Annotated in this window: 27 protein-coding genes; 16 read left to right on the top strand and 11 right to left on the bottom strand. The window is 67.8% G+C overall.

Annotated features, from left to right (window positions below; genetic code table 11):
• Window positions 1-76: 76 nt before the first annotated feature.
• The 3 genes from BME24068_RS05675 to BME24068_RS05665 are packed head-to-tail and all read left to right on the top strand — an operon-like array spanning window position 77 to window position 1,060.
• Window positions 77-325 carry a CsbD family protein gene (locus BME24068_RS05675; RefSeq protein ID WP_096502866.1) on the top strand — a complete coding sequence of 83 codons (249 nt, stop codon included), beginning with the start codon at window positions 77-79 and terminating at the stop codon, window positions 323-325.
• Between the two features lie 52 nt (window positions 326-377).
• On the top strand, window positions 378-749 hold the full coding sequence (locus BME24068_RS05670; protein ID WP_174925426.1) for a phage holin family protein: 372 nt from the start codon (window positions 378-380) through the stop codon (window positions 747-749).
• Entirely contained in the window at window positions 749-1,060 is a 312-nt protein-coding gene (locus BME24068_RS05665; RefSeq protein ID WP_174925425.1) for a hypothetical protein, read from the top strand. Before BME24068_RS05670 ends, BME24068_RS05665 begins: the two co-directional genes overlap by 1 nt.
• A 55-nt stretch (window positions 1,061-1,115) precedes the next feature.
• Here the strand turns inward: BME24068_RS05665 and BME24068_RS05660 are convergent, their stop codons facing one another.
• The 3 genes from BME24068_RS05660 to BME24068_RS05650 form a co-directional block, all read right to left on the bottom strand.
• On the bottom strand, window positions 1,116-1,343 hold the full coding sequence (locus BME24068_RS05660) for a hypothetical protein (protein WP_174925424.1): 228 nt from the start codon (window positions 1,341-1,343) through the stop codon (window positions 1,116-1,118).
• Between the two features lie 122 nt (window positions 1,344-1,465).
• Entirely contained in the window at window positions 1,466-2,590 is a 1,125-nt protein-coding gene (locus BME24068_RS05655; RefSeq protein WP_174925423.1) for a zinc-binding metallopeptidase family protein, read from the bottom strand.
• A 48-nt stretch (window positions 2,591-2,638) separates the two neighbouring features.
• The gene (locus tag BME24068_RS05650) at window positions 2,639-3,094 is read right to left on the bottom strand and encodes a hemerythrin domain-containing protein (RefSeq protein WP_096502876.1); all 456 of its coding nucleotides are present in this window, start codon (window positions 3,092-3,094) and stop codon (window positions 2,639-2,641) included.
• Window positions 3,095-3,259: 165 nt separating this feature from the next.
• On the opposite strand from BME24068_RS05650, the gene BME24068_RS05645 reads away from it, so the two are divergent.
• Both BME24068_RS05645 and BME24068_RS05640 read left to right on the top strand, forming a co-directional pair.
• Complete coding sequence (locus tag BME24068_RS05645; RefSeq protein WP_174925372.1) at window positions 3,260-3,598, top strand: hypothetical protein; 339 nt, start codon at window positions 3,260-3,262, stop codon at window positions 3,596-3,598.
• Window positions 3,599-3,657: 59 nt separating this feature from the next.
• Complete coding sequence (locus BME24068_RS05640) at window positions 3,658-4,554, top strand: hypothetical protein (protein ID WP_174925422.1); 897 nt, start codon at window positions 3,658-3,660, stop codon at window positions 4,552-4,554.
• 347 nt (window positions 4,555-4,901) lie between these two features.
• Here BME24068_RS05640 and BME24068_RS05635 read toward each other — a convergent pair whose 3' ends face one another.
• From BME24068_RS05635 to BME24068_RS05610, 6 genes are all read right to left on the bottom strand, one after another.
• A complete protein-coding gene (locus BME24068_RS05635) occupies window positions 4,902-5,528 on the bottom strand; it encodes a flavin reductase family protein (RefSeq protein ID WP_174925421.1) in 627 nt (208 codons plus the stop codon).
• A gap of 707 nt (window positions 5,529-6,235) precedes the next feature.
• Entirely contained in the window at window positions 6,236-7,420 is a 1,185-nt protein-coding gene (locus BME24068_RS05630; protein ID WP_174925420.1) for a lipid-transfer protein, read from the bottom strand.
• 19 nt (window positions 7,421-7,439) lie between these two features.
• Window positions 7,440-8,315: a transporter gene (locus BME24068_RS05625; protein WP_174925419.1), complete on the bottom strand. Its 876-nt coding sequence runs from the start codon at window positions 8,313-8,315 to the stop codon at window positions 7,440-7,442.
• A gap of 78 nt (window positions 8,316-8,393) precedes the next feature.
• Window positions 8,394-9,923: an AMP-binding protein gene (locus BME24068_RS05620; RefSeq protein WP_174925418.1), complete on the bottom strand. Its 1,530-nt coding sequence runs from the start codon at window positions 9,921-9,923 to the stop codon at window positions 8,394-8,396.
• Window positions 9,924-9,950: 27 nt separating this feature from the next.
• Window positions 9,951-11,072 carry a DUF5938 domain-containing protein gene (locus BME24068_RS05615; RefSeq protein ID WP_096502890.1) on the bottom strand — a complete coding sequence of 374 codons (1,122 nt, stop codon included), beginning with the start codon at window positions 11,070-11,072 and terminating at the stop codon, window positions 9,951-9,953.
• Window positions 11,073-11,114: 42 nt separating this feature from the next.
• The gene (locus BME24068_RS05610; RefSeq protein ID WP_174925417.1) at window positions 11,115-11,918 is read right to left on the bottom strand and encodes an SDR family NAD(P)-dependent oxidoreductase; all 804 of its coding nucleotides are present in this window, start codon (window positions 11,916-11,918) and stop codon (window positions 11,115-11,117) included.
• A 259-nt stretch (window positions 11,919-12,177) separates the two neighbouring features.
• Here BME24068_RS05610 and BME24068_RS05605 point away from each other — a divergent pair, with 259 nt between their 5' ends.
• The 8 genes from BME24068_RS05605 to BME24068_RS05570 all read left to right on the top strand — a co-directional run bounded on the left by BME24068_RS05605 (window position 12,178) and on the right by BME24068_RS05570 (window position 20,261).
• On the top strand, window positions 12,178-12,825 hold the full coding sequence (locus BME24068_RS05605; protein ID WP_096502980.1) for a TetR/AcrR family transcriptional regulator: 648 nt from the start codon (window positions 12,178-12,180) through the stop codon (window positions 12,823-12,825).
• A gap of 225 nt (window positions 12,826-13,050) precedes the next feature.
• Window positions 13,051-14,076, top strand: a complete 1,026-nt coding sequence (locus BME24068_RS05600) for a LacI family DNA-binding transcriptional regulator (protein WP_096502894.1) — start codon at window positions 13,051-13,053, stop codon at window positions 14,074-14,076.
• Window positions 14,077-14,141: 65 nt separating this feature from the next.
• On the top strand, window positions 14,142-15,170 hold the full coding sequence (locus tag BME24068_RS05595; protein ID WP_096502896.1) for an ABC transporter substrate-binding protein: 1,029 nt from the start codon (window positions 14,142-14,144) through the stop codon (window positions 15,168-15,170).
• A gap of 17 nt (window positions 15,171-15,187) precedes the next feature.
• On the top strand, window positions 15,188-16,012 hold the full coding sequence (locus tag BME24068_RS05590) for an ABC transporter permease (protein ID WP_096502898.1): 825 nt from the start codon (window positions 15,188-15,190) through the stop codon (window positions 16,010-16,012).
• A gap of 10 nt (window positions 16,013-16,022) precedes the next feature.
• Window positions 16,023-16,919 carry an ABC transporter permease gene (locus BME24068_RS05585; RefSeq protein WP_174925416.1) on the top strand — a complete coding sequence of 299 codons (897 nt, stop codon included), beginning with the start codon at window positions 16,023-16,025 and terminating at the stop codon, window positions 16,917-16,919.
• 23 nt (window positions 16,920-16,942) lie between these two features.
• Window positions 16,943-17,974, top strand: a complete 1,032-nt coding sequence (locus BME24068_RS05580) for an ABC transporter ATP-binding protein (RefSeq protein WP_096502902.1) — start codon at window positions 16,943-16,945, stop codon at window positions 17,972-17,974.
• Between the two features lie 38 nt (window positions 17,975-18,012).
• The gene (locus BME24068_RS05575) at window positions 18,013-18,837 is read left to right on the top strand and encodes a phosphodiesterase (RefSeq protein WP_174925415.1); all 825 of its coding nucleotides are present in this window, start codon (window positions 18,013-18,015) and stop codon (window positions 18,835-18,837) included.
• A gap of 224 nt (window positions 18,838-19,061) precedes the next feature.
• Entirely contained in the window at window positions 19,062-20,261 is a 1,200-nt protein-coding gene (locus BME24068_RS05570; protein ID WP_174925414.1) for an MFS transporter, read from the top strand.
• A 26-nt stretch (window positions 20,262-20,287) separates the two neighbouring features.
• Here the strand turns inward: BME24068_RS05570 and BME24068_RS05565 are convergent, their stop codons facing one another.
• Window positions 20,288-21,502, bottom strand: coding sequence for an EamA family transporter (locus tag BME24068_RS05565; protein WP_174925413.1), 1,215 nt, complete (start codon window positions 21,500-21,502; stop codon window positions 20,288-20,290).
• A 258-nt stretch (window positions 21,503-21,760) separates the two neighbouring features.
• Here BME24068_RS05565 and BME24068_RS35250 point away from each other — a divergent pair, with 258 nt between their 5' ends.
• The 3 genes from BME24068_RS35250 (at window position 21,761) to BME24068_RS05555 (ending at window position 22,627) form a co-directional block, all read left to right on the top strand.
• Window positions 21,761-21,886 (top strand): hypothetical protein, encoded by a 126-nt coding sequence (locus BME24068_RS35250; RefSeq protein ID WP_275404971.1) that lies wholly within the window; start codon window positions 21,761-21,763, stop codon window positions 21,884-21,886.
• A 109-nt stretch (window positions 21,887-21,995) separates the two neighbouring features.
• Complete coding sequence (locus tag BME24068_RS05560; protein WP_096502910.1) at window positions 21,996-22,349, top strand: type II toxin-antitoxin system RelE/ParE family toxin; 354 nt, start codon at window positions 21,996-21,998, stop codon at window positions 22,347-22,349.
• Window positions 22,346-22,627 (top strand): helix-turn-helix domain-containing protein, encoded by a 282-nt coding sequence (locus tag BME24068_RS05555; RefSeq protein ID WP_096502912.1) that lies wholly within the window; start codon window positions 22,346-22,348, stop codon window positions 22,625-22,627. Before BME24068_RS05560 ends, BME24068_RS05555 begins: the two co-directional genes overlap by 4 nt.
• A gap of 59 nt (window positions 22,628-22,686) precedes the next feature.
• Here the strand turns inward: BME24068_RS05555 and BME24068_RS05550 are convergent, their stop codons facing one another.
• Window positions 22,687-23,475 carry a molybdopterin-dependent oxidoreductase gene (locus BME24068_RS05550; RefSeq protein ID WP_096502914.1) on the bottom strand — a complete coding sequence of 263 codons (789 nt, stop codon included), beginning with the start codon at window positions 23,473-23,475 and terminating at the stop codon, window positions 22,687-22,689.
• Window positions 23,476-23,487: the final 12 nt, after the last annotated feature.

Below are 23,487 nucleotides of genomic sequence, written 5' to 3'. Positions count from 1 at the left end.
ATATCGGCGGGTGTCGCGAACGCGATCCGGCCGTGTCCCGACGATCCGACAACCCCTTTGAACGACGAGGTCGATCATGTTCGAAAAAACGGAAGGCACGGCGCAGAAACTGGCCGGCAAGGCGCAGGAAGCAGTGGGCGACGTCGCGGGCGACACCGGCATGCAGCTCGAGGGAAAGGCGCGTCAGGTGGCCGGCAAGGTTCAGCAGTCCTATGGCGAAGCGCTCGATCAGGTCCGGGACGTGACCGCGAGCAACCCGCTTGCGACGCTGGCAACCGTCGCGGCGGTAAGCTTTCTCGTCGGCGCCCTGTGGTCGAAGCGCTGATCGGCGGCCGAAAGCCGGCCGGCGCACGCTGAAGTCAGCACGGGAGCATGCCATGACGTTGCTTTCACGAGTCAGGAAATGGCAAAACGTCGCGCAATTCTCGGCGTCGCGCCTGCCCGATTACGCCAGCCTGGCGGCGGTCGAATTCGATCTCGCGAAGCAGTCCTTTCTGCGCGATCTGATCCTGTATGCGCTGCTCGGCCTGAGCGTGACGTTCGGTCTGGCCTTCGTGTGCGTGGCGGCGATCGTCAGCGCCGCGCAAACGCCGTATCTGACCGAAACCGCGTGGGCGATCGCCGGCTTCTGGGTGCTCGTGTCCGTCGGCGCCTTCATCGCGGCGCGCAGGCGCGACGAGCGCGGCACCTTCGCCACGCTGCTCGGCGAGTTGCAGCGCGACATCCAGGCCGTCAAAGAGAGTCTGTAATGAAACGACGTACGCCCGACGGTTCGCCGGAATCGCAACGCAGCGTTCTGCTGGCCCGCATGGCGGCCACGCGCGCCGAATTGTCCGCGTCGAACCATGTGCTCGAATTGACGCGGCAGCCGTCCGCGCGCGATCGTGGCGGCCATCCGGTCGTGAAACTGCCCGCGCTCGGCGGGGCGACCGGCGTCGCGATCGCGGTGGCGCTGGCCGGTCTGGCGGTTCTCGGGCCGCGACGGCTCGTGGCGACCGCCGTTCGCGCCGGCCTGGCCGCGATGATCGGGCGCATGACACGAGACATCGTGCAGAAGTAAGACGGACGCCCCGGCAAAACACCGCACGGATGCGCGGGCGCCCGTCTTGCCGCCGTCACTGCGAGGCGGCCGCGGCCGCCGCCGCGCTCGCCTCTTTCGCCTTCTTCGCCGCGTGGTGATGGCCGATCGCGCATCCCGCCGCCGCGCCGACCACGCCATGATGGCCCGCGACATGCCCCGCCACGCCGCCGACCGCCGCGCCCTTCAGGCATCCTGCCGCCTGGGCCGAAGCGGAAGCGGCCGACAACGCGATGCAAGTCACCATGATCGAGAGGAACTTCATACGACTTCTCCTTGAAAAAGCGAATCGCCCGCGCCGGCCGATCCCGCGCGACGGCGCATCCGCCGGATACGCGAAAAGCATCGACGCCCACGCAGCGCCTGCCGGGGCGGCATTCGGGCGATTCAGGCGGGCGGCGTTCCTGTCGCCTCGCTCCCCGCCGAATGCGCGACGAGCGACGGCTCGGCGACCGCCGCATCGGCCGCCGCGGCCACGACATCGTGCACGAAGCGCAGCTTCGCGACGACGGCCGGCGCGAGCACGAACGGATAGGCGTCCGGCATCCCCATGCTGCGGTTCAGGCTGTTCAGCGCATAGGTGAGCGGAAACCAGCGCCGCATCAGGTTGCCGAAGCTCGCTTCGTCGACCGAGGTCTGGTCGGACAGCGTCGGCAGGCTCGCGTCGTCGGGAGCGAGCACGAGCCCGCAGGCGGTCGCGGTATCGAGCGTATCGACGATATGCAGGTAGTGCGCCCACGTCTCCGCCCAGTCTTCCCACGGATGCATCGTCGCGTACTCGCTGACGTATGCGCGCTCCCAGCCCGCCGGTTCGCCGTTCGCGTAGTGCGCGTCGAGCGCGGCCTGATAGTCGGCCCGCTCGTCGCCGAAGCAGGCGCGAAACGGTTCGATCCAGTGCGTGCCGCTCACGAGGCGATCGAAGTAGTAGTGGCCGATTTCATGCCGGAAATGACCGAGCAGCGTGCGATAGGGCTCGCGCATCTCGGTGCGGATCTGTTCCCGCTTCGCGTCGTCCGCTTCGGCGAGATTCACCGTGACGAGGCCGTTCGCATGGCCGGTCATGACCGGCTCGGCATCCGTCGACGCCTTGAACGCGAACCGCATGCCGCACGCCGGCTGCTGCGCGTGCGATTCGACCGGCAGGCCCAGCACGAGCAGCGTATAGAGGAGCCGCCGCTTCGCGGCCTCGAGCCGGTACCACAGCAGCCGGTTCTCGGGCAGCGACAGGTCCGGAATCGTCTCGGTGAGCACGCACGCGCGGCACAGCGCATCGCCGCTTTCCGCCGGAATCATCCAGTTGCAGACGTGCTCGTTCGCGTAATTGCCGCATTGCCGATAGGATTTCCCCGGCGCGGCCGGATGCAGGCTGCGCCACGTTCCGTCGCCCGCGGGCTCGAACGCGCCGACTTCGCCGACGTCCGGCAGATAGCCGAGCAGCGCGTCGCAGCGCTCGCATCTCACGTTCTCGAAAAACACCAGTTGCGAACATTGTCCGCAGTGGAAGGTTTTCACGATGTACCGCCCCCCTTCATGGCTGTCCGTCGTCGCTCGGCTCCGGCGCTATGCGTCCGCGAGCCGCGCATGCATCCGCCGGTAATCGTTCCGGTATCGCTTCGCGAGCGCCGACTTGTCCGAATCGCGCAGGATCTTGCCCGAGATCTGGAAGAATATCTTCTCCTCCTCCTTCAGATGATCGTGCAGTTCCGCGGAGAGCTTGCGCACCGTCGCCAGCCAGCCGCGCGAGTTCGGCTCGCGGCCGCGCAGGTCGTCGACGATCTCGTCCATCTTGTGATGATCGGCCAGCGCATCGCGCGACGGATGAAGTCCGCGGTCGTCCATCAGGATCGGCACATAGAGAAAGCGCTCCTCGGCCGCCTCGTGCGCACCGAGCTCGATACGCAGCTGTTCGAACAGCATGCCGCGATCCGGGCCGGGTTTCGAGCGCAACAGCCGGCGCATCAATGAACGCTGAATCTCGTGACTTTCGCGCAATGCATCGAAGATCGTTTCGGCCATTCAAAGGCTCCCGGGTAATTGGCATCCAGCGCGTCGTGCCGCGGCTTCGCTATGGTCACAAACCTCGGCGTCGCGCGACAGTTGCAAATGCACTAGGACACCTTGGCCCCGCGGGGTCCATCGATCTTCCCGGCATCGCAGCGCGACCATGCCCTGGTGCAACTAGTGCAATTGCGTCGTTGTGCCGGTCTCGCGATCGGGTTCATATTGGCGGCGCCGGATCGATCGTCAATTTTTTCGGATTCCTGCACGATTTCGAAACGCTTCGCGCGGCTCGAATCCAGCCGGTTTCCGTTTGCGCCGACGCGCATGCCGTCCGCATTCCGCGGAAACGAAGCCGCCATCGCAACAGCGCGGATTGCCGATCGATATCGGACTGACCGCCCGATTGCCGACACGGCATCGATAACCCTCGCACAAGGAGGCCTCATGAGATCCATTCTTTTGTGGATGCTGGGCGTACCGATTCCGATCATCATCCTGATCGCGCTGTTCTGGCATTGACGCGCCCACCCACGAACATTTTCGATACAGACAGTCTCGACCGGACAACAGGAGATGACATGCAGCATGCTCGACCCGGTTTCGCCCCCGCCTACGACAGCGCCGGCGCCGAATCGCCGGCTTCGGCCGTATCGTGGGGAGCCATCTTCGCCGGAGCCGTCGTCGCCGTGGCGATATCCGTCGCATTGCTGACGGGCGGCACCGGCCTCGGATTCCTTTCCGTCTCTCCGTGGCGCAATGAAGGCGCGTCGGGCGCGGCGCTCGCGGCCGGATCGATCGTCTGGCTTTTCGTGACCCAGATCATCGCCTACGGGATCGCGGGCTACGTCGCCGGCCGACTTCGCACGAAATGGACGGACGCCGCCGTCGATGAAATCCATTTCAGGGATACCGCCCATGGGCTGGCCGTCTGGGCCGTGAGCGCGCTGGTCGGCGTGGTGCTGCTGGGGTCCACGATCGCGTCCGTCGCATCGGGCACGGCGAAAGCGGGGGCGACGCTGGTTGGGGCCGGCGCCGGTGCCGCGGCCGGGGTCGTCGGGCACACCGCACCGGCAGGCGCCGATCACGGCTCGCTGGACTATTTCACCGATACGTTGCTGCGCCCGAACGACCCCGCCGCCGTCGGCAGCCCGGCCGACGTGCGTCAGGAAGTTTCGCGCAGCCTCGCGCGCGGCCTCGCGAACGGCAAGCTCGACGACGCCGACCAGACCTACCTCGTCAAACTGATCGCCCAGCGGGCGGGAATCGACGAAGCGGCGGCGCAACGACGGTTGAGCGAGGTGGAGGCGCAGGCCACACGGATCGCGCGCGACACCGAACAGAAAGTGCGCGAAGCCGCCGATGCGGCCCGCAAGGCCGTCGCGGTCTTCTCGCTCTGGGCATTTGCATCGATGCTTGTCGGCGCCTTCGTCGCGAGCTTCTGCGCGACGATCGGCGGGCGCGCCCGCGACTGTTGAGGGCACGCGCCGCGAAGCGGAGGCTTTCCGGGCGCGGCGATCCGTCCGGCCCTGCGGATCGCGCGACCGGGTACGGGCGCCCGTCAGGACATCGCGCGCGTGCGGCTCGACGGATATGCGAGGTCCCACGGAACCGCCCCGCCCGGGGGCGCGGCGATCGCGATGCGGTTCCTGTCAGACGCTGTTCGGCTTCGATGACGCTCAGCGTGGACGCCCCGGTTGCCCGGATTCGGCGCCACAAGGACTCGGATTCGCGGGTCCGAACCCTCGCGGCCCTGCTCGCGCCAGTGGCGCGCGCCGTCATTTCATGGGCGAAGCGGACCGGAGCCGGCGCGGCATACGACGCATCACGCGTCGGGGCGCGCGATGTCGAACCGGCTGTCGGGTTTCACGTGCACATAGGCCGACGGGCCGCCCGCGCGCAGAATGATGCCCGCGCCGAACGTATCGAAGATGCCGTCCTTCAGCAGGTCCTGGCGGATATGCACGGCGACGACCTCGCCGAGCACCAGCGTGGCCGGCGTGTCGACGCCGTGGTGATCGCGCAGCCGGATCACCTCGGTCACCTTGCATTCGAAGTTGACGCCGCTTTCCGCCACGCGCGGCACGTCGACCAGGCGCGACGGCATCGCGGTCAGGCCGCCGAGGTCGAATTCGTTCACGTCGTACGGCACCGCCGCGCAGGTCTGGTTCATCTTTTCGGCGAGGTCGCGCGTCGCGAGGTTCCAGACGAATTCGCCGGTCTCCTGCACGTTGCGCAGGCTGTCCTTCGCCGCCGTGCTCGAAAAGCCGATGATCGGCGGACGATAGTTGAACGCGTTGAAGAAACTGTACGGCGCGAGGTTCAGCGTGCCGTCGCTGCCGCGCGACGAGATCCAGCCGATCGGACGCGGGCCCACGATCGAGTTCAAAGGATCGTGCGGCAGGCCGTGGCCTTGCGACGGTTCGTAATAGTGGTAGCTCGAGTCGGTCATGGCGGGTGGCTTTGCAGAAAGCAAACTGCGTTGAAGACGCTCGACGGAACGCGTGGGCCGACGGCGGCGCAGGTATCCGGTGCGACGTGCGTGCCAGTATCACATGGCGTCGCGTTCGTCGCAGTGAAGCGCAGCCGCGCGCCGCGTCGCCGCGCCGACGCATGCGGCTCGCCCAATAAAAAAACCCGCGAGCGCTTCGTTTCTCGCGGGTTTTTTCGACCTTCGCCGAATCGCATCGGGGCGATCGGTGGTGCCGGGGACCGGACTTGAACCGGCAAGCCAATCAAGGCGGCGGATTTTCGTCACACTGCTTCTTTCGAAGCCGGCGTCGTCGAAACGACACCGTTCGTGCGCTGGACTATGCCTTCGCCGTCGCGCGCGGGCGTGATCGCCGCCCGTGCGCCTTAGGCGCCCCCCGTCTAGTCTCTACACCTTCCCCGCGGGCGCTGCACCGCGAGGCTTGGCTCGGCGTTGCCTCGATGCGCGCATCAGGGGTTTCACCGAATTTGAAGGGTTCTGCACCGGCCGTTTCCGACCGGGCACTCAATCTTTTAAGTCCGCTATGTTTACCAATTTCATCACCCCGGCAACAGGGCGGAGCGCATTCTACCATCGGTCGGGCCCCGCACACAGCCGGCATGCCGCCGGGCGGACCGGCGCCGACGCGCGAACGCGCGGTGCAACCGTCGTCGCCGTGCGCGACGCAGTCAGTCGCTGCGACGGTACAACGTCACGACACAGGCGCCGCCGAGCCCGATGTTGTGCTGCAACGCGATGCGCGCGCCGTCGACCTGCCTCGCCCCCGCGTCGCCGCGTAGTTGCCACACCAATTCCGCACATTGCGCGAGCCCGGTCGCACCGAGCGGATGGCCCTTCGACAGCAGGCCGCCCGACGGATTGGTCACGATCCTGCCGCCGTACGTGTTGTCGCGATCGCGCACGAACCGCTCCGCCCCACCCTCCGGGCACAGCCCGAGCGCTTCGTAACTGATCAGTTCATTGCTCGTGAAGCAGTCGTGCAGTTCGACGACATCGAGATCCTCCGGCCCGATGCCCGCCTGCTCGTACACCTGCCGGGCGGCGGCGGCCGTCATGTCGTAACCGACCATCCGGATCATCGACGCCGGCGCGAAGCTGCCCGGGTAGTCGGTGGTCATCGCCTGCGCGGCGATATGAACCGTGCGGGCCAGGCCGTGACGCTTCGCGAACGCGTCGGAGCACAGCACCGCGCCGCCGGCGCCGCAAGTCGGCGGACAGCACTGAAACCGCGTCAGCGGATCGAACACCGCGTCCGAATTCATCACCTGCGCAAGATCCAGCGGCTCGCGAAACAGCGCGTACGGATTGCGCGCCGCATGCTCGCGGGCCTTGACCGAGATCATTCCGAACGTATCGCGCGCGGCACCGTAGCGCTCGATGTATTCGCGCCCCGCGCCGCCGAACATCCGTACGGCGAGCGGCGCGGCCGTGTCGCCCTGCACGGCGTCGGCGACACCGAGATGCGGCTCGAGCGGCGACGCGCGATCGTTGAACCAGGTCGTGAGCGCGCCCTTCGCCATCTGCTCGAAACCGAGCGCGAGCACGCATTCGGCCGCGCCGCTCTCGATCGCCTGGCGCGCCAGCCACAGCGCGGTCGAGCCCGTCGAGCAGTTGTTGTTGACGTTGACGACCGGCACGCCTGTCATGCCGACCTCGTAGATCGCGCGCTGCCCGCAGGTCGAATCGCCGTATACATAGCCGGCGTATACCTGCTCGATCGCATCGTACGCAATGCCGGCGTCGGCGAGCGCGGCCCGCGCGGCTTCCGCAGCCATCTCGTAGTACTGCGGACTCGCCCCCGGTTTCGTGAACGGGATCATTCCGACACCGACGACATTGATTCGACGACTCATGCTGAGCTCCTTCATGGATTCAGAATATCTTCATCACGCGCAACTGGACGCTATAGCTGTTCTTGAAACCGCCCTCGGCGGAGAGGGCCTTGCCCAGCATTCCCGATACCTGCCAGGTCGGCGTCAGCATGTGACTCGCGAACAACCGCAACTGGCTCGTGCTCGTCTTCTGGCCGGTATAGGCATCATCCACATACTGCTTGCCGCCGTAGGTGCCGGCGTAGCCGAACGAAACCGACGTCGCCGGCGTGAACTGATAGCGCAAATACGTCTGCAACTGGATCGACGGTCGCACCGAAATACGATAGCCGCTATCGTCGTGCCCCGGTTGCACGGCAACGTCGAGCGCAGCATCGAGGAACAGGTTGCGGCCCAGCCCCTGGATCACGCCGAGCTGCGGCGTCAACACCACGGTCCCGGCACCGGCGCCGACTCGTCCGTAATCGTACTTGCCCGTCGGCACCGAGAAGTACGCCGTCAACCCGACGGTCGTTCCGTATTGCGGATCGGCGCGGTTCACGAGAAACGCGGTCGCGCCGAACGTGAGGTCGCCGAGCCCGTTGTTGGTCGGCTGCGGGCTGCCGCCGACCCTGACGTCGGTCAGCTTCGCGAACGGCAGGTATGCCTGGAACGCCACCGGCACGCCGCCGATCCGCATGTAGTGCAGCACCCGTGCGATGCCGACGGTCTGATCGAGGCCCGAATCGGGCACCCTGCCGACGCCGTCGAGCCGGAAGTCGCTGCTCGGCGTATAGCCGAGATAGCCGAGCGCGAGCGTCGTACCCGGCGGCAGGACCGTGTAGTCGCCCGGATAGATGTCGATCGCCGACGCGGAAGTCGAGATCGCCAGCAGCGCGCTCGCCGTCACGGCGGACTGCGTCAGTTTCACCTTCATGTCTCCGTCCTTTAATCAGTACACCTATTTTTAAAGCGCATGACGACCGATTCCGAACGACTGCCGCATGCGGCCGCGCTAGCCGGCGCGCAACCGCGCCTTCACGTCGGGTTTCGACACCTTGCCGACTCGGGAGCGCGGCAGGTCGCTCCATACCTCGATCTGCTTCGGGGTCTTGACGCTGCCGATGCGCGCCTTCACGAACGCGGCCAGCGCGGCCGCATCGATCCGCCTGCCGTCGCGCGGCTGGACGACCGCCACCACGCGCTCGCCCCATTTGGCATCGGGCAGGCCGATCACCGCGCAGTCGCGCACGTCGGGATGCGCGAGCAGCGCCTGTTCGACCTCGATCGAATAGACGTTGAATCCGCCGGTGATGATCATGTCCTTGGCGCGATCGACGATGTACAGGAAGTTGTCCGCGTCGAGATAGCCGATGTCGCCCGTGTGATGCCAGCCGAACGCCGAGGCCTCGGCCGTCGCATCGGGATTCTTGTAGTAGCCCTTCATGACCAGCGAGCCGCGCACGACGATTTCGCCGCGCTCGCCAGTCGGCAGCAGATGGCCGTGCCGGTCCATGATCCCGACTTCGACGAGCGGCGTCGGCCGGCCGGCGGACGACAGCCGCTCGGTCGCGATCGTCCCGTCCGCGCGATAGTGATCGGCCGGCGCGAGCGTCGACACCATCATCGGCGCCTCGGTCTGTCCGAACAGCTGCGCCATCGGGCCGATCCGTTCGAGCGCTTCGGCGAGACGCTCGGCCGAAATCGGCGCGGCGCCGTACCAGAAGCATTGCAGCGAATCGAGACGGGTGGCCGGCAGGTCCGGATGATCGAGCAGCATGTAGATCACCGTCGGCGGCAAAAACGTGTGCGTGACGCGTTCGCGCTCGATCGCCGCAAGAAACGCGCCGACGTCGGCGTCGCGCATCACGACGATCGTCCCGCCCAGCGACATGACGGGCAGACAAAGCACGCCGGCCGCATGCGTCAGCGGCGCGAACGCCAGATAGACCGGCCGCCCGTCGAACGGATAGCTCATCAGCGTGAGTGCCGTCATCGCCTCCAGGTTCCGCTCCGACAGCATCACGCCCTTCGGCACGCCGGTCGTACCGCCCGTGCCCGGCAGCATCGCGATGTCAGTCGCCGGCTCGCGTTCGAACGCGGTGTCCGGCAAATCGCCTAGCCAGTCGTCGAAGCGCTGCGCAAACGGCAGCGCCGCATCGAGGCACACCGCCACGCTCAGGGCGGGCAACTCGGGCAGCATTTTTTCGACCATGCCCGCATACGCGCTGTGAAACAGCAGCATGCGGCAGTCGAAGTGTTCCAGCACGAAGCGATTCTCGGTCGCCTCATTGCGCGGATTGATCGGACACCAGACATTGCCGGCTCGCGCGATGCCGAACACGCACGCAAACGCGACCGGATCGTTGCCCGACAGAATCGCCACGCTGTCGCCGGCGGCGATACCCGAGCGAGCGAGGGCGCGCGCGAACCGGTAGGTGAGGCGCTGCACCTGCACGTAGGTCAGGGTGTCGCCGTCGGCGACGATGCACGGCCGGTCCGCGCCGAGCGATGCGCCCTTGTCGAGATAACGGGTCAAACGCATGACGATTCTCCCGGGAAGTACATCGCATCAGTCCTGCACGGTCAGCATCGGCTTCATCACGAGGCCGAAGCTGCGCAACTGCCCGAGCAGCGCGTGATGGCCGAACGCCTGACAGCCGGACGCGAAACCGACCCGCCGCGGCGGCGCCTGCAGCAGGGAAAACGCCGCATATGCCTGCATCAGGCCGGTCTGCTTGTAGTTGCATACGCCGTGGATCACGCAGTGCGCGCGCCCCAGCGGGCCGGATGCGTGCACCGAGTCGACCGTCGTATTCAGGCGCGGATTCTCGCGCGGCGGCATGCTCGCCTGCATGCCGTTCGCGATCTCGGCAAGCGCGGCTTCCTGCTCGGCCGGCGGCAGCGGACGGATCTGCTCGTCGAACATCTGCGTGGTCTTGCGCACGCCCTCCATGACCGCTCGCGCCATCACGCCGCCGATCGCCCGACAGTTCGACACGCGCGGATCGTCCTTGAACCACACGGGATGGGCGGTGCCGCCCCACGGCACCGCAATCGCCGTCTCGTGCCGCCCCGGCACCATGACTTCCGCGTGCGCGGTCGGCTCCCATGCGACGTACCGGTTCTGTTCGAGGTAGTACCAGGTCGCCTTCAGGATCGTGAAGATCGTCTGCGTCGACGCATAGGTCGGAAAGCCTTTCCACAGCACGAGGATGTCGAGCGTGTCGAGCCCCGGCGTCTCGAGACACAGATTCGCCGCGATCTCCCCGGTCGTGTACATCTGCGCGAGGTTCGGCGCGAGCAGCAGCTCCTTCTTCGCGAACGCGTCGCCCCAGCGCTCCTTCGCGAGCAGCAGCCAGTCCTGTTCGCCCGTCGTGTCCGAATAGTGGCAACCCGCTGCGAGACACGCCTCGACGACCTCCGGCCCGTACTTGATAAACGGTCCGACCATGTTGCTGACGAACCTCGCGCCCGTGAACAGCTCCGTCAGCGCGGCGACGGAATGCTCGACCTCGACGATCTCGTAGTCCGCGGTCTCGATGCCCGGAATGCGCTCGACGACCGCTTCGATCCGCTTCCTGTCGCGCCCCGCCGCGATGAACGGAATGTTGTACTCGCGCAGGTATTCGCATACCAGACGGCCGGTATAACCCGACACGCCATAGACGACCACTGGCTTCTTGTCGCTCATCTCTCCTCCCTCCTCAAGAAAAAAATTCGACCCCGCACCGCGCTACATGCCCATGCCGCCATCGACCGGCACGCCGGCGCCGGTGATGAAACGGGCATCGTCGGAACAGAGAAAGACGATCGCGTCAGCGATCTCGTCGACGGTCGCGAGACGGCCAAGCGGCGTCTGCGCGACGACCGCCGACACCGCGCTGTCGACATCGGGGGCGAGCCCGTTGGCGACGATGTCGGTCGCGAGCCGCATCCCCATCTCGGTGGGGGTGAGGCCCGGATAGACGCAGTTGACGCGGATGCCGTAGCCGAGCTTGCCGGCCTCCATCGCGGCCACGCGCGTCAGGCGGTCGACCGCGGACTTGGTGGCCGAGTAACCGGCGATTGCGGGAAAGGCGATCGTCGCGGCCACCGACGATACGTTGACGACGGCGCCGCCGCGCCCCGCCGCGCCGCCCGGGCGCATCGCGCGAAACGCATGCTTGAGGCCGAGACCCACGCCGACGACGTTGATGTCGCACATCCGGCGCAGATCGGCCGCCTGCAGGTCCGCGACGAGCGACGTGATTTCGATCCCGGCGTTGTTCACCAGAATGTCGAAGCCGCCCATCTGAGCCACCACCGCTTCGGTGGCGCTCGTCCATTGCGCGTCGTCGCTGACGTCGAGCGCCACCGATCCGGTGCGGCCCCCCGTCCGCGCGATCTCCTTCGCGGTTTGCGCGGCGAGCTCGACGAGCACGTCGCCGATCACCACATCCGCGCCCGCCCGGGCGAGTGCGTGCGCCACCGACGCGCCGATCCCGCGCGCCCCGCCCGTTACCAGTGCCTTGCGTCCCGCGAGCCTGCCGTGCTCCATGTCTCCCTCCACGCTTCAACGTTGCGCCGGGCGACAGCCGGAACGGCGGTCGAACCCGACAACATCTAACCAACTGGAAAGATAATTTTTTACGAATGGTTAGTTTTATTTTTCCACGTGTCAAGATTTATTTTTACAGTCGTCAGGTTTTTTCTTGACAGTCGTTTCGCTGCTTCGCACAATGGAACGACTGCCGATCGGCGCCGCACATGCCGCGCGAGGCCGTGCAGCGCCACCACTGAAGGGAGACGAAAGCAGGATGACGAAGCAGCACGACACCGCGCCCGCCGCACCGAAGCAACGTCCCGTGCGCGCACGGCGCGATCCGGTCGACAAGTACGAAGCGCGTCGCGTCGAACTCGCGGAAGCCGCATTGAACACGCTGGCGGAACTCGGCTACGCGAAAACCAGCCTGCGTGAAATCGCCCAGAAGTCGGAGTACACGCATGCGGTGCTGCACTACTACTTCGAGGACAAGCTCGATCTGATCCGCTGCAGCATCCGGCAGTTCAAGGCACAGTGCGCAACGCGCTACGACGTCGTGACCGCCGCCGCGCAATCGCAGGACGAACTGACGAACGGCTTCCTCGACAAGCTCGCGGAAACGATCCGCGACGAGCCGCAAATGCATAGCCTCTGGTACGACCTGCGCGCACAGGCGCTGTTCGAGGACGCGTTTCGCGACGTCGTCAACGAGATCGACCAGAGCCTCGAGGAGATGGTCTGGCGAGTCGTCACCCGTTACGCGGAACTGGGCGGCCGGCAGCCGTCGATCACGCCGGGCGCCGCCTACGCGTTGCTCGACGGACTGTTCCAGAAGCATCTGCTGCTGCACGTGTCGAACCACCCCGACGCGATTGCCCGCCTGCTCGACGAAGTACGCGCGCTGCTGCCCCGGCTCGTCTGAAACCCATGCCGCCGCGCGCCGGGCGACCGGCTCGCGTGCGCGTCGCCGATTTCCTCCCGCACCGCATCATCCGTCGATACAATCGAATCCCCTCCTGCCCGACGGGGGCCAACCGTCTGATGTTTGCGTCGTGCCGGTTGCGAAACGGACGTCATGCGCGTCATCGCGAAGTCACAAACGTTTTCGATAATTTCCCGGCCGAAAACGTTTACATCGCGTAACTTCATGACCCCGACCATCAAGGATGTCGCCGCGCTCGCCGGCTTCTCGATCGCCACCGTCTCGCGCGCGATCAACGCGCCGCATACCGTCAGTCCCGCCACGCTGGCGACGATCCGCTCCGCGATCGACGCGCTGCAGTTCCGCCCGAGCCCGCTCGGCCGGCAGTTGCGCGGCGAACGCACGCGGCTCGTCGGCGTCGTCGTGCCGACGCTGTCGAACCCGGTGTTCGCCGACTGCCTGCAAGGCATCGACGAACTCGCGACCGCGGCCGGCTTCAAGCTGATCCTGATGACGACCGAATACGACGCGGCGCGCGAGCGCCACGCGATCGAGACGCTGCGCGAGCAGCGCGTCGAAGGGCTGATCCTGACCGTCGCCGATGCCGATACGCATCCGCTGCTCGACATGCTCGACCGCGACGGCCCGCATTACGTGCTGATGCACAACGACACGCAACGCCGCCCGTCGGTGTCGGTCGACAACCGCCGCGCCGCCTACGACGGCGTGCGGATGCTCACCGCGCGCGGCCATCGCCGCGTGCTGATGCTGGCCGGCTCGCTCGCCGCGTCGGATCGCGCGCGCCAGCGTCACCTCGGCTACGCGCAGGCGCTCGAGGAAAGCGGCGTCGCGACGCTGCCGCCCGTCGAAGTCGACTTCAACGCGCCCGAACTGCCCGATGCGGTGCTCGCGCATCTCACCGCGCAAGCCACGCGCCCGACCGCCCTCTTCTGCAGCAACGACCTGCTCGCGATGGTCGTGATGCGCGGCCTGCGCCGCGCGGGCTTCTCGATCCCGGACGACCTGTCGGTGCTCGGCTTCGACGGCATCGCGATCGGCGAGCTGCTCGCCCCGCCGCTGGCGAGCGTCGCGACGCCGAACCAGGACATCGGCCGCCATGCGTGGCGGCGCCTCGTCGAATGCATCGGCGGCGCGACGATCGAGCGCGCATCGCTGATCCTGCCGCACACGGTGCGCGACGGCGCGACGATCGCGCCGCCGGCCGCCGACCTTCAACTGCGCCACGCCTGAGCACGCGCGCCGCGCCATCGTGCGCGGCGCGACGACCTGCACCTACCCTCGTCCGGAGACCCGCCGTGTCCTTTCGCCTGACCTCGCTGCTGCGCGTGCTCGCCGCGCCCGTCGCATGCGCCGCGCTCGTCGCGCTCGCCCCCGTCGCCCACGCCGACGAAACCGCGATCTGCTACAACTGCCCGCCCGAATGGGCCGACTGGGCCGCGCAAATCGCGGCGATCAAGCAGAAGACCGGCATCCGCGTGCCGTTCGACAACAAGAACTCCGGCCAGGCGATCGCGCAACTGATCGCCGAGCAGAAGAGCCCGGTCGCGGACGTCGTCTACCTGGGCGTGTCGTCGGCCTTCCAGGCGAAGGACAAGGGCGTGATCGCGCCGTACAAGCCCGCGCACTGGAACGACATCCCCGCGAACCTGAAGGACCCGCAAGGCTACTGGTTCGCGATCCATTCGGGCACGCTCGGCTTCTTCGTGAACAAGGACGCGCTCGACGGCAAGCCGGTGCCGCGTTCGTGGGCCGATCTGCTGAAGCCCGAATACAAGGGCATGGTCGGCTACCTCGACCCATCGAGCGCGTTCGTCGGCTATGCGGGCGCGGTGGCCGTGAACCAGGCGCTCGGCGGCAGCCTCGACAACTTCAAGCCGGCACTCGACTGGTTCCGCAAGCTGAAGGCGAACGCGCCGATCGTGCCGAAGCAGACCGCGTACGCGCGCGTGCTGTCCGGCGAGATTCCGATCCTGCTCGACTACGACTTCGATGCGTATCGCGCGAAGTACAAGGATCACGCCAACGTCGAATTCGTGATTCCGAAGGAAGGCACGATCGCGGTGCCGTACGTGATGAGCCTCGTGAAGGGCGCGCCGCACGATGCGAACGGCAGGAAGGTGCTCGACTTCGTGCTGTCCGACGAAGGCCAGAAGCTGTGGGCAAATGCATACCTGCGGCCGGTGCGCGCGCAGACGCTCGGCGCGGACGTCGCATCGAAGTTCCTGCCGGCGAGCGACTACGCGCGGGCGAAGCCGGTCGACTTCGGCAAGATGGCAGCCGGCCAGCAGGCGTTCGGCCTGCAGTACCTGCAGGTGATGCAGTAAGCGGCCGGATTCACGCGATGCTCGACCTGACTTTCCCGCTGCGCTGGCGTGTCGCGCTCGTCGCGCCGGCGCTCGCGGTGTTCGCCGCGTTCTGGCTGCTGCCGATGGTGTCGCTCGTGCAGGTCTCGGCCGACGGCGCGTTCTTCACGCAATACGCGGCGCTGCTCGGCAACGCGCGCTACATGAAGAGTCTCGCCGAGACGGTGGCGTTGTCCGCGGGCGTCACGCTCGCGACGCTCGCGCTCTCGACGATCTCCGGCCTGCTGCTCGCGCGCCGCGAGTTCGCGGGCAAGCGCGTGCTGCTCGCGCTGCTCACCTTTCCGCTCGCGTTCCCGGGCGTCGTGGTCGGCTTCATGGTGATCATGCTCGCCGGACGGCAGGGGTTGATCGGGATGCTGTCCGCGAAGCTCACCGGCGACAAGTGGGTGTTCGCGTATTCGGTGACCGGTCTGTTCGTCGGCTACCTGTACTTCTCGATTCCGCGCGTGATCGTCACCGTGATCGCGGCCGCGTCGAAACTCGACGCATCGCTCGAGGAAGCCGCGCGCTCGCTCGGCGCGTCGCCGTGGCGCATCTTCGTCGACATCGTGCTGCCGGCCCTCGCGCCGGGCCTGGTCGCGGCCGGCGCGATCTGCTTCGCGACCGCGATGGGCGCGTTCGGCACCGCGTTTACGCTCGCCACCGACCTGAACGTGCTGCCGATGACGATCTACACCGAGTTCACGCTGAACGCGAACATCGCGACGGCGGCCGGCCTGTCGATCGTGCTCGGCGTCGTCACGTGGGTCGTGCTCGCGCTCGCGCGCCGGTTCACCGGCCACACCGCCGCCGCCGCGGCCTGAGGATTCCTCCATGCAATCGCTTTCCGGTTCCTCCGCGCCATCGCCGGCGCCCGTTCCGTCGCATGCGAACGGCGCCGCCCGACGTGCGCCGCGCGTCACGGGCGCGCGCGCGATCGCCGCGCTGCAATGGGGCGTCACGCTGCTGCTGTGCGCGTTCCTGATCGTGCCCGTCGTGATGTCGGTGCTCGCGGGCCTCACCGTCAACTATTTCCGCGGACTGTCGAGCGGCCTCACGTTGCGCTGGCTCGCGCAGGTGTGGGAGCAGTATCAAGGGTCGGTCGCGCTGTCGCTCGGCGTCGCGTTCGCGACGCTCGCGATCGTGCTCGTCGCCGGCGTGCCGGCCGGCTATGCGCTCGCGCGCAGCAAGAGCCGCGTCGCCCGCGTGATCGAGGAAGCACTGGTGCTGCCGGTCGCGCTGCCGGGCCTCGCGTCGGCGCTCGCGCTGCTGGTCGTGTACGGCGGGTTCACCGCGTTCCGGATGAGCCTGTGGTTCATCGTCGTCGGCCACGTGGTGTTCACGCTGCCGTTCATGGTGCGCGCGGTGGCGGCCGTCGCGGCGGGCGCCGACCTGCGCACGCTCGAGGAAGGCGCGGCGAGCCTCGGCGCGTCGTTCGTCACGCGCTTCGTCACGATCGTGCTGCCGAACCTGCGCCCCGGCATCGTCGCGGGTGCGCTCGCGGTGCTCACGCTGTCGATCGGCGAATTCAACCTCACGTGGATGCTGCACACGCCCGACACGAAAACGCTGCCGGTCGGACTCGCCGACACCTATGCGTCGCTGCGTCTCGAAGTCGGCAGCGCGTACACGATCGTGTTCCTGCTGATGACGCTGCCGCTGCTCGTCGCGATGCAATGGCTCGGCGTCGATCCGTCCGGCACGCGCGCCGTGAAGCGCCGCCCGCGCTGAACCGCGCTGATTCTCCCGTTCCCATGAAACTCGATTCCACTCCCATCACCCTGACCCGCTGCGCGAAGACGTTCCGCGGCACGCGCGTGCTCGAACCGCTCGACCTGTCGATCGGCGCGGGCGAAACGCTGGTGCTGCTCGGCCCGTCGGGCTGCGGCAAAACGACGACGCTGCGGCTGATCGCGGGCCTCGACACGCCGGATGCCGGCGGCACGATCGCATTCGGCGCCGACGACGTGACCGCGCTGCCGATCGAGCGCCGCCAGGTCGGCATGGTGTTCCAGAACTACGCGCTGTTCCCGAACCTGACGGTGCGCGGCAACGTCGGCTACGGACTGAAGATTCGCAAGACCGAACCGCGCGTGCTGCGCGAACGCGTCGACGAACTGCTCGCGATGATGCGGCTCGACGCGCACGCGGACAAACCGGTCGATCAGCTGTCGGGCGGCCAGCGGCAGCGCGTGGCGCTCGCGCGTGCGCTTGCCGTGCGCCCGCGCGTGCTGCTGCTCGACGAGCCGCTGACCGCACTCGACGCGAAGCTGCGCGACGTGCTGCGTCGCGAGATGAATGCGCTGCTGCGCGCGCTCGGCGTGACGACCGTGTACGTGACGCACGACCAGGCCGAAGCGATGGAGCTCGGCGACCGGATCGTCGTGATGGGCGCCGGCCGCATCGAGCAGATCGGCACGCCGCGCGACATCTACTACCGGCCGGCGAACCGCACGGTCGCGCAGTTCATCGGCACGCTGAACCGGCTTGCAGGACAATGGCGCAACGGCGCGCTCGTGACGACCGGCGGTTCGATCGTCACGCCGCACGCCGCCGACGAATGGTTCTTCCGGCCGGAGGACGCGCAGCTCGCCGATCCCGCGCATGCGCCGCTGCGCGGCGCGATCGGCGCGTGCGCGTTCCTCGGCGAGCGCACGCGGCTCACGATCGAGCACGCGGCACCCGACGCGCTCGTGATCGACGTGCCGGGCCGCATCGAGCTGGCTCGCGGCACGGCCGTCGGCATCGCGATCGCGGCGGAAGGCCTGATCGCGCTCGCCGCGTGATGCCGCCCCACGATAACCCCCTATTCCGAGGAACGACGATGCTGCTTGCCCAAATCAGCGATCTCCACATCAAGCGCCCGGGGCAGCTCGCGTACCGGCGCGTCGACACGGCGGCCGCGCTCGCGCGCTGCATCGCGAAGCTGAACGCGCTCGTGCCGCGGCCCGACGCCGTGCTCGTCACCGGCGACCTGACCGACTTCGGCCACGACGACGAATACCGCCACCTGCGCGCGTTGCTCGCGCCGCTCGAGATTCCGTATTACCTGATGATCGGCAATCACGACGACCGTGCGGGGCTGCGCCGTGCGTTCGCCGATCGCCCGGAATTGCAGGACGGCGAATTCGTGCAGTACGCGTTCGATATCGGCGCGGTGCGCGTGCTCGCGCTCGACTCGCAGGTGCCCGGCTCGAGCCGCGGCGACCTGTGCGACGCGCGGCTCGCGTGGCTCGCCGCGCAGCTCGATGCCGCGCGCGAGCAGCCGGTGATCGTCGCGCTGCACCACCCGCCGTTTGCATCCGGGATCGGCCACATGGACGCGCTGCGCCTTGCGCCCGCCGCCGCCGCGAAGCTCGATGCGCTGCTGCGCGCGCATCCGAACGTCGAGCGCGTGCTGTGCGGCCACGTGCACCGGACGATGTTCACGCGCTTCGGCGGCACGCTCGCATCGGCCGTGCCGGCGCCCGCGCATCAGGTCGCGTTCGACCTGCGCGCGGACGCGCCGTCCGCGTTCCGGCTCGAGCCGCCGGCGTTCGCGGTGCACCGCCATACGCCGGAAACGGGGGTGACGTCCCATCACGTGTATGTGGACGAAGGCGACGGCCCCTATCCGTTCTACGAACCGAGCGGCGAACTGGTCGACTGAGCGCGCGAACCGCGCGCGACAGCGGACGGCCGCGGCCGATCAGGGCCCGCATCGGCCGATCACCACCCATCGGCGCCGGGACGGCCGGAACCGGACCGTCCCGGCGCCCGTCCGGCAGATTTCACGGTGCTCCGGTATGATCGGCACCCTCGATCGGCACCCGGCTGCCTGCGCAACCGACGCTGCGCCGCGGCCGTGCCACCTCACTCCGTTCCGTTGCAATCATGTCTTCCGCTTCCACCGACCGTCCGACCGACGCCGCCTCGCCCCACTATTCGCGCAGCCTGCTGTTGCTGCTCGCGACGATCGCGGGCGTATCGGTCGCGAACATCTACTACAACCAGCCGCTGCTCGACAGCTTCCGCGCAGCCTTTCCGAACGGCGCGTCGTGGATCGGCGCGGTGCCGACCGCCACGCAGCTCGGCTATGCGGCCGGCATGTTCCTGCTCGCGCCGCTCGGCGACCGTTTCGACCGCCGCGGGCTGATCCTGATGCAGATTGCCGCGCTATCGATCGCGCTGATCGTGGCCGCGACCGCGCCGTCGCTGGCGGTGCTGGCCGCCGCCAGCCTCGCGATCGGCGTGCTCGCGACGATCGCGCAGCAGGCCGTGCCGTTCGCGGCCGAGATCGCGCCGCCTGCCGAGCGCGGGCACGCGGTCGGCACCGTGATGAGCGGCCTGCTGCTGGGCATCCTGCTCGCGCGCACGGCGGCCGGCTTCGTCGCCGAGTATTTCGGCTGGCGGGCGGTGTTCGGCGCATCGGTCGCGGCGCTCGTCGCGCTGGCCGCGGTGATCGTGCTGCGGCTGCCGCGCAGCTCGCCGACGTCGACGCTGCCGTACGGCAAGCTGCTCGGCTCGATGTGGCATCTGGCGGTCGAATTGCGCGGGCTGCGCGAGGCGTCGCTGACGGGCGCGGCGCTGTTCGCCGCGTTCAGCGCGTTCTGGCCGGTGCTGACGCTGCTGCTCGCCGGCGCGCCGTTCCATCTCGGCCCGCAGGCCGCAGGCCTCTTCGGGATCGTCGGCGCGGCGGGTGCGCTGGCCGCGCCGTACGCGGGCCGCTTCGCGGACAAGCGCGGCCCGCGCACGATCATCTCGCTCGCGATCGCGCTGCTGGCGGCATCGTTCGTGATCTTCGCGCTGTCGGGCACGAGCCTCGTCGGGCTCGTGATCGGCGTGATCGTGCTGGACGTCGGCGTGCAGGCCGCGCAGATTTCGAACCAGTCGCGCATCTACGCACTGAAGCCCGAAGCGCGCAGCCGCGTGAACACCGTCTACATGGTGTGCTACTTCATCGGCGGCGCACTCGGCTCGTCGGCCGGCGTGGCCGCATGGCACGCGTTCGGCTGGACCGGCATGTGCGCGGCCGGGCTGCTGTTTACCGCGCTCGCCGGCTGGTTCCACCATCGCGGCGCACGCCGCGGCTGAGCGGCTGAGCAGCCGCCCGCCCGGCGTCACGCGTTCGTGCGCGACTCGGCCGGTGCGGCGGCGGGCGGCGGCGTGAACGCCTGCGCCGGATCCATGACGACAGCCGGATCCACGACCGCCGCCGGGGCCGGCACGGCGAGCGTCACGGCCGACGGCGTCAGGATCGGCGCGTCATCCGCCACCGCGGCCTGATCGGGTGCGGTTTCGGCAGCGAACGCAGCTGCCGGCGCTGACGGCGTGTGCTCGGCCGGTGCGGCCGGTGCGGGCGCTCCGGTCGGTGCGGCGGCGGCAGCGGCCGCGCGCGCGGCGGGCCGGCGCGCGGGATCGAACACGAACGACAACCCGACGCTGCCGAGAATCGCGACCGTCGCGATCACGGTCGCCTTCGTCACCGGTTCGCCGAGCATCAACGCGCCGAGCGCGACCGCGACGATCGGGTTCACGTACATGCAGCTGCTCGCGATAATCGGGCTCGTATGGCGAATCAGGTAGCCGTACGCGACATACGCCGCCATCGTGCAGAACACCATCAGGTACAGAAACGCGAACACGGGCACCGCCGCGACCTGCTCGATGCGCTCGCCGACCAGCCATGCGGCGATCGTCGACATCAGCCCGCCCAGCCCGATCTGCAGCGACGTCGACAGGAACAGGTCCGACGGCAGCTTGAGCCGCGTCGCCAGATGCGCGCCGCCCGCCCAGAACAGCGCGCCGGCCAGCACGCAGATCGTGCCGAGCGCCGAATTCGCGGCGGCCGCGCCACCCGAATTCAGCACGACGATGCCGACCATCCCGAGCGCGACGGCCGCCCATTCGCCCTTCGTCACCGGGCGCCCGGCGACCGCCGCGATCACGGTCGCGAACAGCGGCACCGTGGCGACCATCACCGCGGCCGAGCCGCTGCTGACCGTACGCATGCCGAGCGCGATCGTGCCGGACGACAGCGCGACGAGCATCGTGCCGACGATCGCCGCGTTGCGGATCTCCAGCAGCGTCGGCCATTCGGGCTTGCGCCGCAGCGCGAAGACGAACAGGCCGATCCCGCCGAGCAGGTTGCGCAGCCCGGACAGCATCAGCGGCGGGAACGACTGCAGTGCGAAATGCAGGCCGCTGTACGTCGAACCCCAGACGAAATAGATGAATACGAGCGCGAGCGCCACGCGGCCGCCGCGGCTTTGCGGCAGGCGGATGCGGATCGGCAGGCGGGCGAGGAAATCGAGGAGGCGGTCGAGCGGCGTCATCGTTCAGCCTGCCCGCACGACGTGTCGCGTGCTCCGCTGAAAGACGCCGGAGATGCCGGCAAACGGCCCTGACGGGACCGGGAAGGCGGAGACGAACGTGCGGAACGACATGGCAGTGCGAACGGCGACGAATAAGAACCGGCAAGCGGCGGCAGAGGGACAAAAAAACGGCGCAAACCGCTTCGGTTGCGCACGTTCGGCATTATGGCATCAAGGATTCGAAAGCATCGTCGGACCCGTCTGAAAGGATAACGACTGATGTTTCGGCGCGACATTTTCGGGCCGCCGGACATGCCGAATCCGGGGCCGGATGCGCGCCGCGCGGGCGTGACGCACGCCCTGCGCGCCCCCTTCCCGCACCTCGCGATCGATACCCTGGCCTGACGGCCAGTCATGCGCTTAGGGGATCGCCGCGCGCTTATCGTGACGGTCGGCATGCCCGCGCGGCACCGACATTCCGTTCATCCGATACGCACACCACTCATACAAAATTTTGTATAATTCCACCATTCTTCCGCCGAAGCCGGTTGTCTTCGTCGGCAGTGCGCTGGACGCGCTGCGCGGCTTTCCGCTGCCGGCGCGCCGCGAGGCCGGCCATCAGATCGACCAGGTGCAGCGCGGCCTGGCGCCCGACGACTGGAAGCCGATGCGCACCGTCGGCCCCGGCGTGCGGGAAATCCGGTTGCGCGATGCGAGCGGCGCATTCCGGATCGTCTACGTCGCGGCCTTCGCCGACGCGATCTACGTACTGCACTGCTTTCGCAAGCAATCGGCACGCACCTGCAAGGCCGATATCGAACTGGCCACCCGGCGCTATCGCGCGCTGACGATGGAGAGGAAACGATGAGCACCGAACGCTATTCGAATGTCTGGGATGCAATCGAGGGCCAGCCGGCCGAAGCCGATAACATGAAGCTGCGCTCCGAGCTGATGATCGCGCTCAAGCAGCGCATCGCGCAGCTCGAACTCAGCCAGGCCCAGGCCGCGAAACAACTCGGCGTCACGCAGCCGCGCGTCTCCGATCTGCTGCGCGGCAAGATCAACCTGTTCGGGCTCGACGCGCTCGTGAACATGGCGGCGGCGGTCGGCCTGCGCGTCGATCTGCAGGTGCGTGAATCCGCGTAACACAGCGCGTAACGCACCGCGCAGCACGACGGTGGGCACATGCAGGCGCGCTCCGCCGCTCACGATCCGCCGAACCAGTTGTACCCCTGATCGACCCAGTAGCCGCCCGGGTAAGTGTCTGTCACGAAGATTTCCATGATGTGCTTCGGATTCTTGTAGCCGAGCTTGGTCGGCATCCGCAGCTTCATCGGAAAGCCGAATTCGGGCGGCAGGCGATGGCCGTCGTAGTCGAATGCGAGCAGCGTCTGCGGATGCAGCGCGGTCGGCATGTCGATGCTTTCGTAGTAATCGTCCGCGCATTTGAAGCCGACGTATTTCGCGTGCGTATCGGCGCCGGCGCGGGCCAGAAACGCGCCGAACGGCGTGCCGCCCCAGCGGCCGATCGCGCTCCACCCTTCCACGCAGATGTGCCGCGTGATCTGCTCCGCGTGCGGCAGCGCATACAGCTCGTCGAGCGTCCACACGCGCTTGCCCGTCACGCGGCCCGACAGCACGAGCCGGTACGTCGATGCGTCGACGTACGGCACGTCGTCGATGCCGTAATACGCATTGAACGGGAACGGCCGCGTGATGTCGGCTTCGGTGTAGGTCGGCGCGAGCCGGTCGCCGCTGAACAGCCAGGCCTGCACGCGGTCGTTCAGCCGCGATACCCGCTCGAGAAACGTGTTGACCGACGCGTCGTCCTGCAGCGTGCAGCCAGTCAGCATCGTCAGCCCGCCCAGCGTCAGGACGCGGCGATTGAACAGCCGCCGCGACGGCATCTCCAGCTCGCGGCGCACGTCGAGTTCGAGCGACTTGCGGTCGAGCGTCCAGCGCGAACCGTCGCGCCTGTATTCGGAATCCGACATGATGATTTCCTT

Origin of the sequence: Burkholderia anthina, from assembly GCF_902498995.1 — a bacterium.
Lineage (GTDB): Bacteria > Pseudomonadota > Gammaproteobacteria > Burkholderiales > Burkholderiaceae > Burkholderia > Burkholderia anthina.
Note: the sequence above shows the minus strand (reverse complement) of the source record. Positions and strands in the feature narration are given on the sequence as shown.